The following is a 13457-nucleotide window of genomic DNA, read 5'->3' on the forward strand; positions in this document are numbered from 1 at the left end:
TGTACGGCGGGGGCGGCGCCCGGCGTTCAACGCGGACGCGATTTGGGCGGCCGGGTTCGTCCCGGACGGCGCGCTTCGAGCAGGCGTGCGGACAACTCGCGCCAGGCGATGGCCAAAGGGTGACGCTACGGCGTGGCGCCGATGTACGACTCGGCGAAGGCGGCGCCCGCGGCGGGGGAGCGCAGCAGGCGACGCAGCCGGGCCGCGGCGGCACCCGCACGGAAGGGGTCGCCGGAGGAGGGGCCGTGCAGCAGCTCCGCGAACCACCGCGAGAACTCCTGGTACTCCCACACCCGCCGCAGGCAAGCCGCCGAGTAGCCGCGCAGGCCGCTGTCGTCTCCCTCCCCGCAGAACGCGATGAGCGCGTCGGCGAGCAGGAAAGCGTCGTGCAGGGCCAGGTTCATGCCCTTGGCGGCGATCGGCGCGACGAGATGGGCCGAGTCCCCCGCGAGGTACAGCCGCCCGTACGACATCGGCTCCACCACGTAGTTGTGCATGTCGAGCACCCGCTTCTCGATGAGCCGGCCCTCGGTGAGGGGAGCGGCCCCCGGGACGGCCAGCCGCGCGTGCAGCTCGGCCCAGACCCGCTCGTGGGACCAGTTCTCCGGGTCGTCCCCGGGCGGGCACTCCAGGTAGTAGCGGGTGACCTCGGGGCTTCGGGCCATGTGCGCGGCGAAACCGCGCGGGTGGATGCCGAACACCACGCAGTCCGAGGACGGGGGCGCCTCGGCGAGCAGCGCCAGCCAGCCCACCCCGTACTCGAAGCGGGAGACGGGCGCGTGCTCGGCGGGCAGGTGGCGGCGGGTCACCCCGCGGGCCCCGTCGCAGCCGGCGACCACCGCGCAGTCGACACGCCGCCGCGCGCCGGTCAGGGGGTCCGTGTACGACACCGAGGGCTCCGTGCCCTCGATGCCGGTCAGCTCCACGTCGCGCACCCCGAAGCGGATGTCGCCGCCCCGCACGTCCGCGTACTCCCGCACCAGGTCCGTCACCAGCAGGGGCTGCGGGTAGACGAAGTGGCGGTCGCCGGCCGGCTCGGCGTAGCGGAACCTGTGCCGCTCGCCCGCGAACCGGAACTCGCACTCGTGGTGGGGCCGCGCCCGCTCCACCAGCCGGTCGGCGAGTCCGTGCCGGCTCAGGGCGCGCACCGCCCACTCCTCGATGAAGCCCGCGCGGGGCCGCTGCTCGACGAACTGTCTGCTCTCGGTCTCCAGGACCACGCAGTCGACCCTCGCGGCCCGCAGGATGTTGGCGACGGTGAGACCGGCCGGACCCGCGCCGACGATGACGACGGGTATGCGCTCGGCCGGGGCGGAGGAAGTGGGGGAGGCGGGATTCACCGGACCATTATGACGGCGCCACCACCGCGAACGGCCGCCGTGCACAGGCGGGTTGGCTCGCGCGCGGACCCCGGCGCGGCCGTGTCCGCGCCGGGGTCCGCACCGCTCCGGCGGACGGCGTCAGGCGAACGCGTCGCGCAGCGCCGGCAGCAGCGTCTTCTCCGACCAGTCGAGGAAGGCGTGCTGGGAGTCGCCGCCGATCTGCACCAGCGCGACCTCGGTGAACCCGGCCTCGGCGTAGGGGCGTACGGCCTCGACGAAGGCCTGGGGGTCGTCCCCGCACGGAATCGACTCGGCGACGTCGTCCGGCGTGACGAACTGGGTCGCCCCGGCGAAGGACTGGGGATGCGGAAGCTCCGAGTTGACCTTCCAGCCGCTGCCGAACCAGCGGAACTGGTCGTGCGCCCGCTGCACGGCCGCCTCGCGGTCCGGGTCGAAGCAGACGGGGAGCTGCCCCACCCGGGGCTTGCCCTGCCCGCCGTGCCGGTCGAAGCCCTCGAGGAGCTCCGCCTTGGGTTCGGTGGCGATCACGAGGTCGGCGAAGCGGCCCGCCAGGCGGCAGGAGCGCTCGCCGGACACCGCGAGCCCGATCGGCGGGGCCTGGTCCGGGAGGTCCCAGAGCTTGGCCGACTCCACGTCGAAGTGCGTGCCGCGGCGGGTGACATGGCCGCCCTCGAACAGGTCGCGGATGATGCCGACCGCTTCCTCCAGCATCTCGTGCCGCACGTCGACCGAGGGCCAACCCCCGCCCACCACGTGCTCGTTGAGGTTCTCGCCGGAACCGAGGCCCAGCCGGAACCTGCCCTCGGACAGCAGCTGCATCGTCGCCGCCTTCTGCGCCACCACCGCCGGGTGGTAGCGGAAGGACGGGCACGTCACGTACGTCATCAGCGGGATCCGCGAAGTGGCCTGGGCGGCGGCCCCGAGCACGCTCCAGGCGTACGGGGAGTGGCCCTGGGACTCCAGCCACGGGAAGTAGTGGTCCGAGGTCACCGAGAAGTCGAACCCGGCCTGCTCGGCCCGTACCACGTGGTCGACGAGGTCACGGGGGCCGGCTTGCTCCGTCATCATCGTGTATCCGATTTGCACCATAAGGAACGGGTCCCCGATCCGGTGATCCGGAAACAGGGACCTTCCCCCGTACGGCGCTACCCCGCGACGCGGGCCACGAACTCCCAGCTCCCGTGCGGCGCCTCGTACACGACGAACCCGGGCTCGGCGCGCACGAACGCCGCGCCCTCGGGCTCCCGGACGTCCGAGCGGTCCCCCGCCGGGACGTGGACCTCGGCCGTCGATCCCACCGGCACCCGCACCGACAGCCGCAGCGCGGTGCCGACGACGGACCACGCGACGGACGCCTCGCCCCGGACCGTGCGCACCGAGGTGCGGGCCCAGTCCACGCCCGCACGGCCGTCGGGCCGCACGGTGAAGGTCCGGTACCCGGCGTCACCGGGCCGCAGTCCCGCCACGTTCTCGTACAGCCACTGCACGACCGTGCCCTGGAAGTAGTGGTCCCGGGAGCGGGAGTCCAGGGGCCACATCTCCCACATGGTGTCCGCGCCGTGCTCGAACCAGTACCCCCAGCCCGGGTACGTGCGCTGGGTGGCTATCGCGTGCGCCACCTCGGGGTGCCCCTGCGCGGACAGCTCGCGCAGCAGCACGCTCGTCCCGAGGGCCCCGGTGTTGAGATGGTCGCCGCGCCCGCGGATGTCGGCGAGCAGCGAATCCACGACGCTCGCCCGGGCGCCGGGCGGGACGAGTCCGAAGGCGAGCGGGACGCAGTTGCTGGTCTGGCGGTAGCCGGGGTCCTTGGCAGTGCGGTAGTGGCCCTCCGGGCTCAGGAAGGCGGCGTTGAATGCCTCCTTCAGCTCATCGGCCGCCTTGCGGTAGCGGACGGAGACATCGTTGTCGTCGAGCAGGTCCGCGAGTTCCGCCGTCCCGGTCAGGGCCCGGTACAGATAGGCCGTAGCGGTGAGCCGGGTGTCCTCGGGCGGGTTGCCGCCGTAGCCCGGCGGCAGGTAGTCGCCGAGGGCGGTCACCGCGAGCCCGTCCTCCAGGCGTGAGATCTCCCAGTCCAGGTAGCGGGTGAGGGGCTCCCAGTGGTCCCGGGCGAGCCGCTCGTCGCCGTACACGCGGTACATCTCGCGGACGAGGAAGGGGTAGACGGTCGTCCACTCGGGCGAGGGGCCGAGGTCTCCGTAGCCCCAGCCGCCGCTGGGGACGATGACCGGGAGCTGCCCGTCGCCGTTCTGGCTGTCCGCGAGGTCGCCCAGCCACTTGGTCAGGAAGCGGTGCACCCCGAACGCGTACGCCATGACGGGCGCGCCGAGCTGGGCGTCGCCGGTCCAGCCGTTCTTCTCGTACATCGGCGTGTCCGTCGGGATGCCGTGCAGGTTGTTCAGGACCGTGCGCCGCATCGCCGCCTCCAGCCGCTCGTAGAACGGTTCCGAACAGGCGAAGGCGCCCGTCCGTTCGACCGGGGTGTGCACCACCCGGCCCAGCACCTGCGAGGCTTCCGGCTTCGCGGGCAGGCCGCTGACCTGCACATAGCGGAAGCCCTTGTACGAGAAGGCGGGCTCCCACACCTCCTCGCCGCCGCCCGCGCACACGTACTCGTCCGTCTGGAAGCGGCCCGGCACGTGCCCGGTCTCCGCGTGCACGCTCCCGTCGTCCTTCAGCTTCTCGCCGTGCACGAGCCGGACCGTCGTCCCGGCGGGCGCCCGGACGGTCAGCCGGGACCAGCCCGCCATCGTGCGCCCCATGTCCACGACGTACACACCCGGCCGCAGCTCCGACACGGCCACCGGGCGCACGGTCTCCACCACCTCGATCGGGTCGTGCCCCTGGGCGCGCAGCGTCCCCTTGGGGGCCGGCTGCCGCGGTGCCTTCCGCCAGCCGGTGTCGTCGAACCCGGGGCGCGTCCAGTCGCCCGGTGCCTCGCGGGCGTCGTAGGTCTCGCCCGCGTAGAGGGAGTTGGAGCGGGTGGGGCCCTCGGTCAGCCGCCACCGCCCGTCCGTGGCGACCGTGGTGCGCGAGCCGTCCGGGTGGTCGATCTCCAACTGGGCCAGCAGCCGGGGCTCGCCGTGCCAGGGCGGCCGGTGCCAGTTCCACACGTTGGGCGTCGTCATGCCGAAGAAGCCGCGCCCGAGCGTGACTCCGATCGCGTTGCGGCCGCGCCGGACGCGGTCCGTCACGTCGTGCACCGCGTACAGCACGGTCTCGTCGTAGTCCGTGAAACCGGGGTCGAGGACCTGGCGGCCGACCCGTACGCCGTTGAGTTCGGCGTCGTAGTAGGCGAGCCCGCTGAGGTACAGGCGGGCGCGCGCCACCGGCTTGGGGACGTCGAACTCGCGGCGCAGCAGCGGAGCGGGCCGCTCGGGCGCGGGGACCGTCACGCCGTCGCCCCAGGGACCCTGTCCGTAGGGGGCGAGCACGGCCGCCCGCTCCCACCGTCCGTCGTCGAACTCCGGCTGCTGCCAGCCCTGTTGCTCGCTGTCGGCGCAGAGCCAGCCGCCGTCGGTGACGAACTCGACGGTGCCACCCGCCGCCGTCTCGACGAGCAGCCGGACGAGCAACCCGCCCGGGTTCACCGAGGCGGGAGCGCCGCGGTTGGTGGCGAGCGCGGCCACCACCATCCGCCCGCCGGGCGCGGCCCGCACCTGCCCGGTGACGTCCGCGGACTGTCCGGTGCGCCAGGCGTCCGTCCGCTCGTCCTGGTGCAGCACCCGCTGTCCGCCGACGTACAGCGTGAAGTCGTCGTCGGCGGTGGCCACCAGCGTGGCGCGGCGGACGTCGGTGCCGGCGGGAAGCGTCGTCGTGCCGCGGAACCAGCGCGGCCCGGTGGGGGAGGAGCCGGCGGTCGAGCCCGGCGACCAGATCCAGGCCGCGCCCTCGAAGCCGGGGGGCTCGGGGGCGGCGTCCGCTCCGATCCAGACACCTCGCCAGGCGTCCTTTGGCAACGTTGTCTCCCACCAGCGCGAGGTGCTCCACGCGGACGGGCGGCCGTCGCCGTCCCAGACGCGGACCTGCCAGTGGTAGCGGGTACGGGCCTTGAGGGCGGGGCCCGCGTACACGACGCCGACCGTACGGTCGGACGCGACCCGGCCCGAGTCCCAGACGAGGCGGCGCCCTTGCTGCAGCTCCCCGGCGTCCAGCGCGACCCTCACCTGGTAGGCGGTCTGCCGGGCCGCGTGCCCCTCGGCCGTCAACTCCCAGGTCAGCCGCGGGCGTTCGACCGCGGTGCCGAGCAGCGTCTCGGCGTACTCGACGGTGGTCCGTTCGATGCGCAGCCCGCCCGGCCGTACGGCGTCGCCGCCCCGGTCCTCGGACGCGGACGCGGTGCCGGCCGCCGCTCCGAGCGCGACGGACGCGCCCGCCCCGGCGATGGAACTTCTCAGGAAGACCCGGCGGTCCCAACCCTTGGCCATCTGTGCCCCTCGGTGGATTTCGATGGATTCGGCCCATGCGTCGCCAGGGACCCATGGTGATTGAAACGTTTCATTCCGTAGTCGTCGATCCTATGCACCGGCTGTGGCGGCCTTCAAGAGGCGTGCACGGGTGGCGTGGACACCAGGGAGGCGCGCGGGAAGGATGGCGTGTGCACGCAGCGGGCGTTCGCGGCGGCGGGGGCACCCCGCCGCCGTGGGGGCGCCCGCCCCGCCCCTCGTCCGCCGTCCCTCAACCGCCCGGAGGCCGCCCCGTATGAGCGCCCGCCCCCTGCCCGAGAGCGGTCCCGCCGCCGAGGGCGTCGACGCGTCCGGTGTCCACGCCTTCCTCGACGCGGTCGAGGCCGCGCCCGGCATCGAGCCGCACAGCCTGATGATCCTGCGGCACGGACGCCTCGTGGCCTCCGGCTGGTGGGCGCCCTACACCCCCGAACGCCCCCAGCTGCTCTACTCGTTGAGCAAGAGCTTCACGTCCACGGCCGCCGGACTCGCCGCCACCGAAGGGCTGTTGGACCTGGACGAGCCGGTGGTCTCGTACTTCCCCGAGTTCGAGGCCGACATCACCGATCCGCGCAGCCGCGCCATGCTGGTGCGGCACGTCGCGTCCATGGCCAGCGGACACCTCGCCGAGACCCACGACGCGGCGTTCAGGCGTGATCGCGCGGAGCCGGTGCGCGGCTTCCTGCTCACGCCGCCGGACCGGGACCCCGGCACCGTCTTCGCGTACAACCAGCCCGCCACCTACACCCTCGCCGCGATCGTCCAGCGGGTCACCGGCCGCACGCTGACGGAGTACCTGCGCCCCCGGCTCTTCGACCCGCTGGGCATCGGCGAGGTGGCGTGGATCCAGCGGCCGTCCGGCCGGGACCTCGGCTTCAGCGGACTGCACGCCACGACCGACGCGATCGCGCGGCTGGGGCAGCTGTACCTCCAGGACGGCGTCTGGGAGGGGCGGCGGCTGCTCCCGGCGGCCTGGATCGCCGAGGCGACCCGCGCGCACGTCTCCACCTGGGACGGCACGCCGCAGGGCAGGGAGTCGGACTGGCAGCAGGGCTACGGGTTCCAGTTCTGGCGGGCCCGGCACGGCTACCGCGGTGACGGGGCGTACGGGCAGTTCTGTCTCGTGCTGCCCGAGCACGACGCGGTGGTGGCGACGACCGCGGCGACCGAACAGATGCAGGAGCTGCTGAACCTCGTCTGGCGGCACCTGCTGCCCGCCTTCGGTCCGGCCCCGCTTCCCGGCCACGACGACGAGAGCCTGCGCAAGCGTCTCGCGGAACTGGCCCTGGCGCCGGTGCCGGGCGACGGCGCCCCGCGGACGCGGGCGGAGTCGTGGTCCGGCGCCCGCTTCGCCCCCGCGGCGGACGATACGGGCGCCGCCAAGCCGAAGAAGCTGACGGGCGTCCTGGTCGACGCCGACGGGGACGGCTGGACCCTCACGCTGGACGAGAACGGCACCCTCCTGCGGCTGCGGCTGGGCGGCGCCGGCTGGACCACGGACGGCGGACCGGTGCCCACCGCGGTCAGCGGGGGATGGAGCGACGCGGACACCCTGCGCGCCGACGTCCTGTTCCTGGAGACGCCGCACCGGCTGAGCGTGACCTGCTCGCTCACCTCCCGTACGTTCACCGCGCGCTGGCGCACGGTGCCCCTGCACGGCGGCCCGCTCGCCTCCCTGCGGGCCCCGGGACGGGACACCGCGTCGGGGGCCCCCGGCCCCGGCCCCGCATCCGGGTGAAGGCGGCGGCGCACTCCCCGCACGGCACGCGTCGCCCCCGGTCGTGCGCGCCGGGCGGACGTATGGCATGCCGATGCACGGGTAATCGCCGATGATCGTACGAGGACGGCGGCGGCTGCCCGGGTGCGCCGTCACGGCAGTGGAGTGTGCTGATGCAGCTGAATCTCGAAGGACGCACCGCGCTCGTCACCGGCTCGACGCAGGGGATCGGGGCGGCCATCGCCCTGGGCCTCGCCCGGGCGGGCGCCCGCGTCGGTGTCAACGGGCGTGACGAGGGCCGGGTCGCGGAGGCCGTCGCCCGGCTGAACGGGGACGCCCCGCAGGCGGAGTTCGTCCCGGTCGCCGCCGACCTGGGGACCGAGGAGGGGGCGGAGAGCGCCCTGGAGACGCTTCCCGACGTCGACATCCTGGTCAACAACCTCGGCATCTTCGGCGCCAAGCCGGCCCTGGAGATCAGCGACGACGAGTGGCGCCGCTACTTCGAGGTGAACGTCCTGGCCGCCGTCCGGCTGACCCGCGCCTACCTGCCCGGCATGACGCGGCGGGGCTGGGGGCGCGTGCAGTACATCGCGAGCGACTCGGCGGTGGTGATCCCGGCCGAGATGATCCACTACGGCATGTCCAAGACGGCGCTGCTCGCGGTGAGCCGGGGCTTCGCCAAGGAGGCGGCGGGCACCGGGGTCACGGTCAACTCCGTCATCGCCGGCCCCACGCACACTGGCGGCGTCGAGGACTTCGTGTACGAACTCGTGGACCGCGAGCTGCCCTGGGACGAGGCACAGCGCGCGTTCATGCGCGAACACCGCCCGCAGTCCCTGCTCCAGCGGCTGATCGAGCCCGAGGAGATCGCGAACCTCGTCGTCTACCTGAGCTCGGACCAGGCGTCGGCCACCACCGGGGGCGCCGTCCGGGTGGACGGCGGCTACGTCGACTCGATCCTGCCCTGACGGTCCGGCCGACAACGACGCGACGCGGGGACCCCTTTGAGCGGGGCCCGGCGTCGCGGTGTGCGCAGCCGCGGTCGAAGCGCTTCCGGGCCGGTGAACTCGGCCTCCACAGCCACGACATGCGCGGACACCTCGCCGGGGCCGGCCCGCGCCACGCCGGCTGACGGACGCGGCACACCGGCCGGGGAGCCACCCGCGCCGAGCCGCCACCGGAGCCCTTTACGGACCCGCCCCTGGCGGATCACCGGCGGAACGACGTCCCGGGGCAGGACGTCGTTCATCACTACGTGGTGCGCCCTTGGGCCGGCCAGGACGCCTGCGGGTCCCTGAAGATCAAGGCTTGAGGGCGACGGCGCCGAACTGCGGGAGCGTGGGCGCCGAGTCGGAGTCCGCACGCCACTGGGAGCAGGACACGAGACCCGGGGTGACGAGGTCGAGACCGTCGAAGAAGGAGGCGATCTCCTCGCGGGTGCGGGCGGTGATCGGCGGGGTGGCGTTCTCGTTCCAGAACTTCATGGCCTCGACGTTGCCCTCGCCGCCGAGGTCGGCGTCCGTCGTCGGGTGGGTCAGCGCGAGGCAACTGCCCGACGGGACGGCCGCCATGACCCGGCGCACGATGTCCCGCGCCTTGTCGGTGTCCAGGACGAAGTTCAGGATGCCCAGCATCATCACCGCGACGGGCCGCTCCAGGTCGAGGGTGTCCGCGGCGCCCCGGACGATGGTGTCCGGGTTGTGCACGTCGGCGTCGATGTAGTCGGTGACGCCCTCGGGGGTGCTGGTCAGCAGGGAGCGGGCGTGGACGAGCACGATCGGGTCGTTGTCGACGTACACGATCCGCGAGTCCGGCGCGATCCGCTGCGCGATGTCGTGGGTGTTGTCCAGGGTCGGCAGGCCGGTGCCGATGTCGAGGAACTGGCGTACGCCGAGGTCGGCGGCGAGGAACTGCACGGCACGGCCCAGGAATTCGCGGTCCGCGCGGGCCACGTCCCGGATCACCGGGAACATCGAGGCGACCTGCTCGCCGACCTTCTGGTCGACCTCGTAGTGGTCCTTGCCGCCGATCCAGTAGTTCCACACCCGGGCGTTGTGCGCCACCGAGGTGTTCAGTCTTCCGGAGGCACCTGTCGGGCGCTGCGTGTCGCTCATGTCGTTCCCTTCCTGCGCGCCCGAGGGCGTCCGGGCGCGTGCGGCCGCCGGGGCGGCACCTGACCGTCGCCGCCATTGTGCCCCCTTGATCACGCGGACCGGACCCGCCCCGGCACGAACCCGACGGGCCCGCGGACCGGCGAACCGGTCGGCACGGCACGGCAGTTCGCGACCGCGCACGCGAGCCGACGCCGAGACCGCCGCCCCCTCACGTACGCGTAGGGGACGGCGGGGAACCCGGGGTACTCGTCAGGAGAGGCAGCCCACGTGGGCCAGGGCCTGCCGGAGCAGGACGCCGTGGCCGCCGGGCATCTCGTTCAAAACCATCTGCGACGACGCCTCCTGGGGGCTGAACCACACCAGGTCGAGTGCGTCCTGCCGCGGCCGGCAGTCGCCGGTCACCGGGACGATGTAGGCGAGCGACACCGCGTGCTGGCGAGGGTCGTGGTACGGCGTGACCCCGTGCGTGGGGAAGTACTCGGCGACGGTGAAGGGCTGCAGCGACGCCGGGACCCGGGGGAGTGCCATCGGGCCCAGATCCTTCTCCAGGTGGCGCAGGAGGGCGTCCCTGACCCGCTCGTGGTGCAGCACCCGGCCGGAGACGAGGGTGCGGCTGACCGTCCCGTCGGGGCCGATGCGCAGGAGCAGTCCGATGCTGGTGACTTCGCCGCTGTCGTCGACGCGCACGGGGACGGCCTCGACGTACAGGATCGGCATCCGGGCGCGGGCCTGGTCCAGTTCGTCGGGAGTCAGCCAGCCGGGCGAGGTCTCGGTCATGTCAGACATTCGTTGATCATACTTTCAGTGACCCCCGCTTGGCCCGTACGTCGCGGGTCCGACCGGGGGCGCGTCGGCGGCGCGCCGGGCAGGTGCTGCCGAACCGGGCGGCGGAGGTCTAGAGTGAACGCGCCAGTTGGTTGAATTGCCAACCAGATCGTGGACAACCGAGGAGCCCCGATGGAACCTGTGGACCTGGCCGCCGTCGAAGCCGAGCGCTCGCGGATCCGGGAGACCTACCTGGCGGCCTCGGACCGCCCGGCGAGCTCCGCCCGCGGCGTGCACCACGTGGCCCTCCTCTCCTCGGACGTGGAGCGCACCGTGCGCTTCTACCAGGAGGTCCTCGGGTTCCCGCTCACGGAGATGATCGAGAACCGCGACTACAAGGGCTCGACCCACTTCTTCTTCGATCTGGGCAACGGCAACCTGCTGGCCTTCTTCGACTTCCCCGGCCTCGACCTCGGCCCGTACGCCGAAGTGCTCGGCGGGCTCCACCACCTCGCCATCTCCGTCGACCCCACCACCTGGCGGCGACTGCGCGAACGCCTCGGCGAGGCGGGGGTCGACTACCAGGAGGAGAGCGGTACCTCCCTCTACTTCCGCGACCCCGACGGCGCCCGCGTCGAACTCCTCGCCGACCCCCTCGGGGAGATGTACGGCACGACCGTGCTCTGAGGCCCGCCTCTCCGGCGGCCACGACGAGACGTGCGCCGGCCGCCGGCCGCGGAGCCGGACGGTACCGCTCGCAGGGCCGTGCGCTGGGCCGTATGCAGCAGCACCGGGGGCAGGCGACCGCCCGCGCCGCCGACGCTGGAGGCTCAGTCCCCACCCTCAGGAGCCGAGATGCCTCTGCGCCCCCTGCCGTCCCCTGCCGCCGTCACCCCGCGGCGGCTGCGGAAGGCCGCCCTCGTCACCGTCTGCGTGGCGGCGCTGACCGCCCTCACCCCGAGTGCCGCCGGTGCCCGTCCCAGCGCGCCCGACGACCGCGCTCTGCAACAGGAGATCGACGAGTTCGCCGGGGCCCCGGGCGGCCCGCCGGGAGTCATCGCCGTGCTGCGCGACGGCCGTGGGACCCGCGTCCTGCGGGCCGGGACCGCCGATCTGAGCACCGGCCGACCGCCGCGCGCACACGACCACATGCGCATCGCCAGCGTCGCCAAGGCCTTCAGCGGGGCGGTGGCCCTGACCCTGGTCAACAGCAAGGACCTCGCCCTGGACGACACCCTGCGCGAGCGCCTGCCCCGACTGCCGCGCGCCTGGGGCTCGGTGACGCTCCGTCAGCTCCTGAACCACACCAGCGGGCTGCCCGACTACACCCAGGCCCCGGCGTTCCGCGAGACGGTGACCGCCGACCCCCGGCACCACTTCGACTCCCGCCGGCTGCTCGACTACGTCGCCGACGAGCCGCTCGACTTCAAGCCGGGCTCCCGATACCGGTACTCCAACTCCGACAACATCGCCGTCGCCCTGATGGCCGAGGCCGTCACCGGCACGACGTACGAACGGCTCCTGGACGAGCTCGTGTACCGGAAGCTGGGCCTGCGCGACACCAGCCTGCCGCAGGGCTACCGGCTGCCGAAGCCCTACCTGCACGGCTACGACGTGAGCGTGCCCGACGCCCCCGAGGACATCAGCGAGGTCCTCGGTGCCTCCGGCGTCTGGGCCTCGGGAGGCATCGTCTCCACGCCCTCCGACCTGAACCGCTTCATCCGCGGCTACGCGGGCGGCGAGCTGTACGGCCGCAAGGTCGTGCGGGAGCAGCGGCGCTGGGTGAAGGGCGCCTCCGAACCCGCGGGCCCGGGACGCAACAGCGCCGGACTCGCCCTCTTCCGCTACACGACCCGGTGCGGTGTCGTGCTCGGCCACACCGGCAACTTCCCCGGCTACACGCAACTGGCCGCCGCCACGCCGGACGGTAGCCGATCGCTCACCTTCTCGGTGACCGCCCAGATCAACAAGGAGCTCGCCCCCGCGCAGCTGGAACGGCTGCGCGCCGTCCAGGAGGACTTCGTCTGCGCGCTGCTCGGCAAGGGCCGCTGACCGCTCGGGTCCCGGCGCCGGGCTCCGGCGCCGGGACCCGAGAGGGCCGCCGCCCGGTGACGCCGCCGGCCACTCCGATGAGTTCCGGGCCGCGCCGGAGTCCTTTCCCTCGTCACCGTGACCGCGGCGGCTGCCGCACGGCGGAAGGAAGACCGTCCATGACCACCACCCACACCCTCGACGTGCCCGGGGCGCGCCTGCACTACGAGGTCCGAGGTTCGGGTCCGCTGCTGCTGGTGACGGGAGCCCCGATGTCCGCCGCCGCCTTCGCGCCGCTGGCCGACGCGCTCGCGAGCGACCACACCGTCGTCACCCACGACCCGCGCGGCATCGCGGGCAGCCCCGTCGACGACCCCGGTCAGGACTCCACCCCCGAGCTGCGGGCGGACGACGCCGTCGCCCTGCTCGACGCGCTCGGGGCGGAGCGCGCCGACGTGTTCGGCAGCAGCGGCGGAGCGGTGACCGGCCTCGCGCTGGTCGCCCGGCATCCGGGACGGGTGCGTACCCTCGTCGCGCACGAGCCGCCCGTACTGGACCTCCTGCCCGACGCCGCCGAGCGGCACGCCGCCACCGAGGACATCATCGCGACCTTCCACAAGGAGGGCGTGGGGGCCGCCTGGACGAAGTTCATGATCGTCTCCGGTGTCGCGGGCACGGGCGAGGAGCCGCCCCCGCCGTCAGGCGAGCCCTCGGCGCAGGACCTCGCCGACAGCGCCCGCTTCTTCGCCCACGAACTGCGGGCGACCACCCGGTACGTCCCCGACATCGCGGCGCTCACGTCCGCGCCGGGACGCGTCGTCGTCGGGATCGGCGCGGACTCCGGGCCGCTGCTCACCCACCGGACCTCCATGGCGCTGGCCGGCCTCCTCGGCACGCCGCCGGTCGAGTTCCCCGGCGGCCACGGCGGGTTCATGGAGCGGACCGAGGACTTCGCCAAGGCGCTCCGCGAGGTGCTGGCACGGGAGGCGGCGGGCGAACCCGCCGCGAGCTGACCCGCTCCCGCCGGGCGGCCGCGTGCCCCGCG

10 protein-coding genes are annotated in these 13457 nt (G+C 73.5%); 5 read left to right on the plus strand and 5 right to left on the minus strand.

Going from position 1 to position 13457, the window contains the following annotated elements:
• Window positions 1-125: 125 nt before the first annotated feature.
• The 3 genes from ACFYQQ_RS24165 to ACFYQQ_RS24175 all read right to left on the minus strand — a co-directional run bounded on the left by ACFYQQ_RS24165 (window position 126) and on the right by ACFYQQ_RS24175 (window position 5767).
• On the minus strand, window positions 126-1340 hold the full coding sequence (locus tag ACFYQQ_RS24165) for a 4-hydroxybenzoate 3-monooxygenase (RefSeq protein ID WP_388905057.1): 1215 nt from the start codon (window positions 1338-1340) through the stop codon (window positions 126-128).
• Window positions 1341-1460: 120 nt separating this feature from the next.
• A complete protein-coding gene (locus tag ACFYQQ_RS24170) occupies window positions 1461-2432 on the minus strand; it encodes an LLM class F420-dependent oxidoreductase (RefSeq protein ID WP_355784522.1) in 972 nt (323 codons plus the stop codon).
• Window positions 2433-2488: 56 nt separating this feature from the next.
• Window positions 2489-5767, minus strand: a complete 3279-nt coding sequence (locus tag ACFYQQ_RS24175) for a family 78 glycoside hydrolase catalytic domain (RefSeq protein WP_355784519.1) — start codon at window positions 5765-5767, stop codon at window positions 2489-2491.
• Window positions 5768-6041: 274 nt separating this feature from the next.
• On the opposite strand from ACFYQQ_RS24175, the gene ACFYQQ_RS24180 reads away from it, so the two are divergent.
• Entirely contained in the window at window positions 6042-7523 is a 1482-nt protein-coding gene (locus ACFYQQ_RS24180) for a serine hydrolase domain-containing protein (RefSeq protein ID WP_388905058.1), read from the plus strand.
• A 152-nt stretch (window positions 7524-7675) separates the two neighbouring features.
• A complete protein-coding gene (locus tag ACFYQQ_RS24185) occupies window positions 7676-8470 on the plus strand; it encodes an SDR family oxidoreductase (RefSeq protein WP_355792582.1) in 795 nt (264 codons plus the stop codon).
• Between the two features lie 333 nt (window positions 8471-8803).
• Here the strand turns inward: ACFYQQ_RS24185 and ACFYQQ_RS24190 are convergent, their stop codons facing one another.
• On the minus strand, window positions 8804-9616 hold the full coding sequence (locus ACFYQQ_RS24190) for an SAM-dependent methyltransferase (protein WP_355792579.1): 813 nt from the start codon (window positions 9614-9616) through the stop codon (window positions 8804-8806).
• Between the two features lie 249 nt (window positions 9617-9865).
• Window positions 9866-10402: an NUDIX hydrolase family protein gene (locus ACFYQQ_RS24195; protein ID WP_355792576.1), complete on the minus strand. Its 537-nt coding sequence runs from the start codon at window positions 10400-10402 to the stop codon at window positions 9866-9868.
• A gap of 171 nt (window positions 10403-10573) precedes the next feature.
• On the opposite strand from ACFYQQ_RS24195, the gene ACFYQQ_RS24200 reads away from it, so the two are divergent.
• From ACFYQQ_RS24200 to ACFYQQ_RS24210, 3 genes are all read left to right on the plus strand, one after another.
• The gene (locus ACFYQQ_RS24200; RefSeq protein ID WP_356168148.1) at window positions 10574-11068 is read left to right on the plus strand and encodes a VOC family protein; all 495 of its coding nucleotides are present in this window, start codon (window positions 10574-10576) and stop codon (window positions 11066-11068) included.
• A gap of 168 nt (window positions 11069-11236) precedes the next feature.
• Window positions 11237-12433: a serine hydrolase domain-containing protein gene (locus ACFYQQ_RS24205; RefSeq protein WP_356239779.1), complete on the plus strand. Its 1197-nt coding sequence runs from the start codon at window positions 11237-11239 to the stop codon at window positions 12431-12433.
• Window positions 12434-12591: 158 nt separating this feature from the next.
• A complete protein-coding gene (locus ACFYQQ_RS24210; RefSeq protein ID WP_355793156.1) occupies window positions 12592-13425 on the plus strand; it encodes an alpha/beta hydrolase in 834 nt (277 codons plus the stop codon).
• Window positions 13426-13457 lie beyond the last annotated feature (32 nt).

This window comes from Streptomyces sp. NPDC005496 (assembly GCF_042872045.1).
Lineage (GTDB): Bacteria > Actinomycetota > Actinomycetes > Streptomycetales > Streptomycetaceae > Streptomyces.

Bases quoted from the DNA above. Each gene is read 5' to 3' on its own strand.
- ACFYQQ_RS24170 (WP_355784522.1), bottom strand. From the start codon at position 2,432: ATGGTGCAAATCGGATACACGATGATGACGGAGCAAGCCGGCCCCCGT.
- ACFYQQ_RS24175 (WP_355784519.1), bottom strand. From the start codon at position 5,767: ATGGCCAAGGGTTGGGACCGCCGGGTCTTCCTGAGAAGTTCCATCGCC.
- ACFYQQ_RS24180 (WP_388905058.1), top strand. From the start codon at position 6,042: ATGAGCGCCCGCCCCCTGCCCGAGAGCGGTCCCGCCGCCGAGGGCGTC.
- ACFYQQ_RS24185 (WP_355792582.1), top strand. From the start codon at position 7,676: ATGCAGCTGAATCTCGAAGGACGCACCGCGCTCGTCACCGGCTCGACG.
- ACFYQQ_RS24190 (WP_355792579.1), bottom strand. From the start codon at position 9,616: ATGAGCGACACGCAGCGCCCGACAGGTGCCTCCGGAAGACTGAACACC.
- ACFYQQ_RS24195 (WP_355792576.1), bottom strand. From the start codon at position 10,402: ATGTCTGACATGACCGAGACCTCGCCCGGCTGGCTGACTCCCGACGAA.
- ACFYQQ_RS24200 (WP_356168148.1), top strand. From the start codon at position 10,574: ATGGAACCTGTGGACCTGGCCGCCGTCGAAGCCGAGCGCTCGCGGATC.
- ACFYQQ_RS24205 (WP_356239779.1), top strand. From the start codon at position 11,237: ATGCCTCTGCGCCCCCTGCCGTCCCCTGCCGCCGTCACCCCGCGGCGG.
- ACFYQQ_RS24210 (WP_355793156.1), top strand. From the start codon at position 12,592: ATGACCACCACCCACACCCTCGACGTGCCCGGGGCGCGCCTGCACTAC.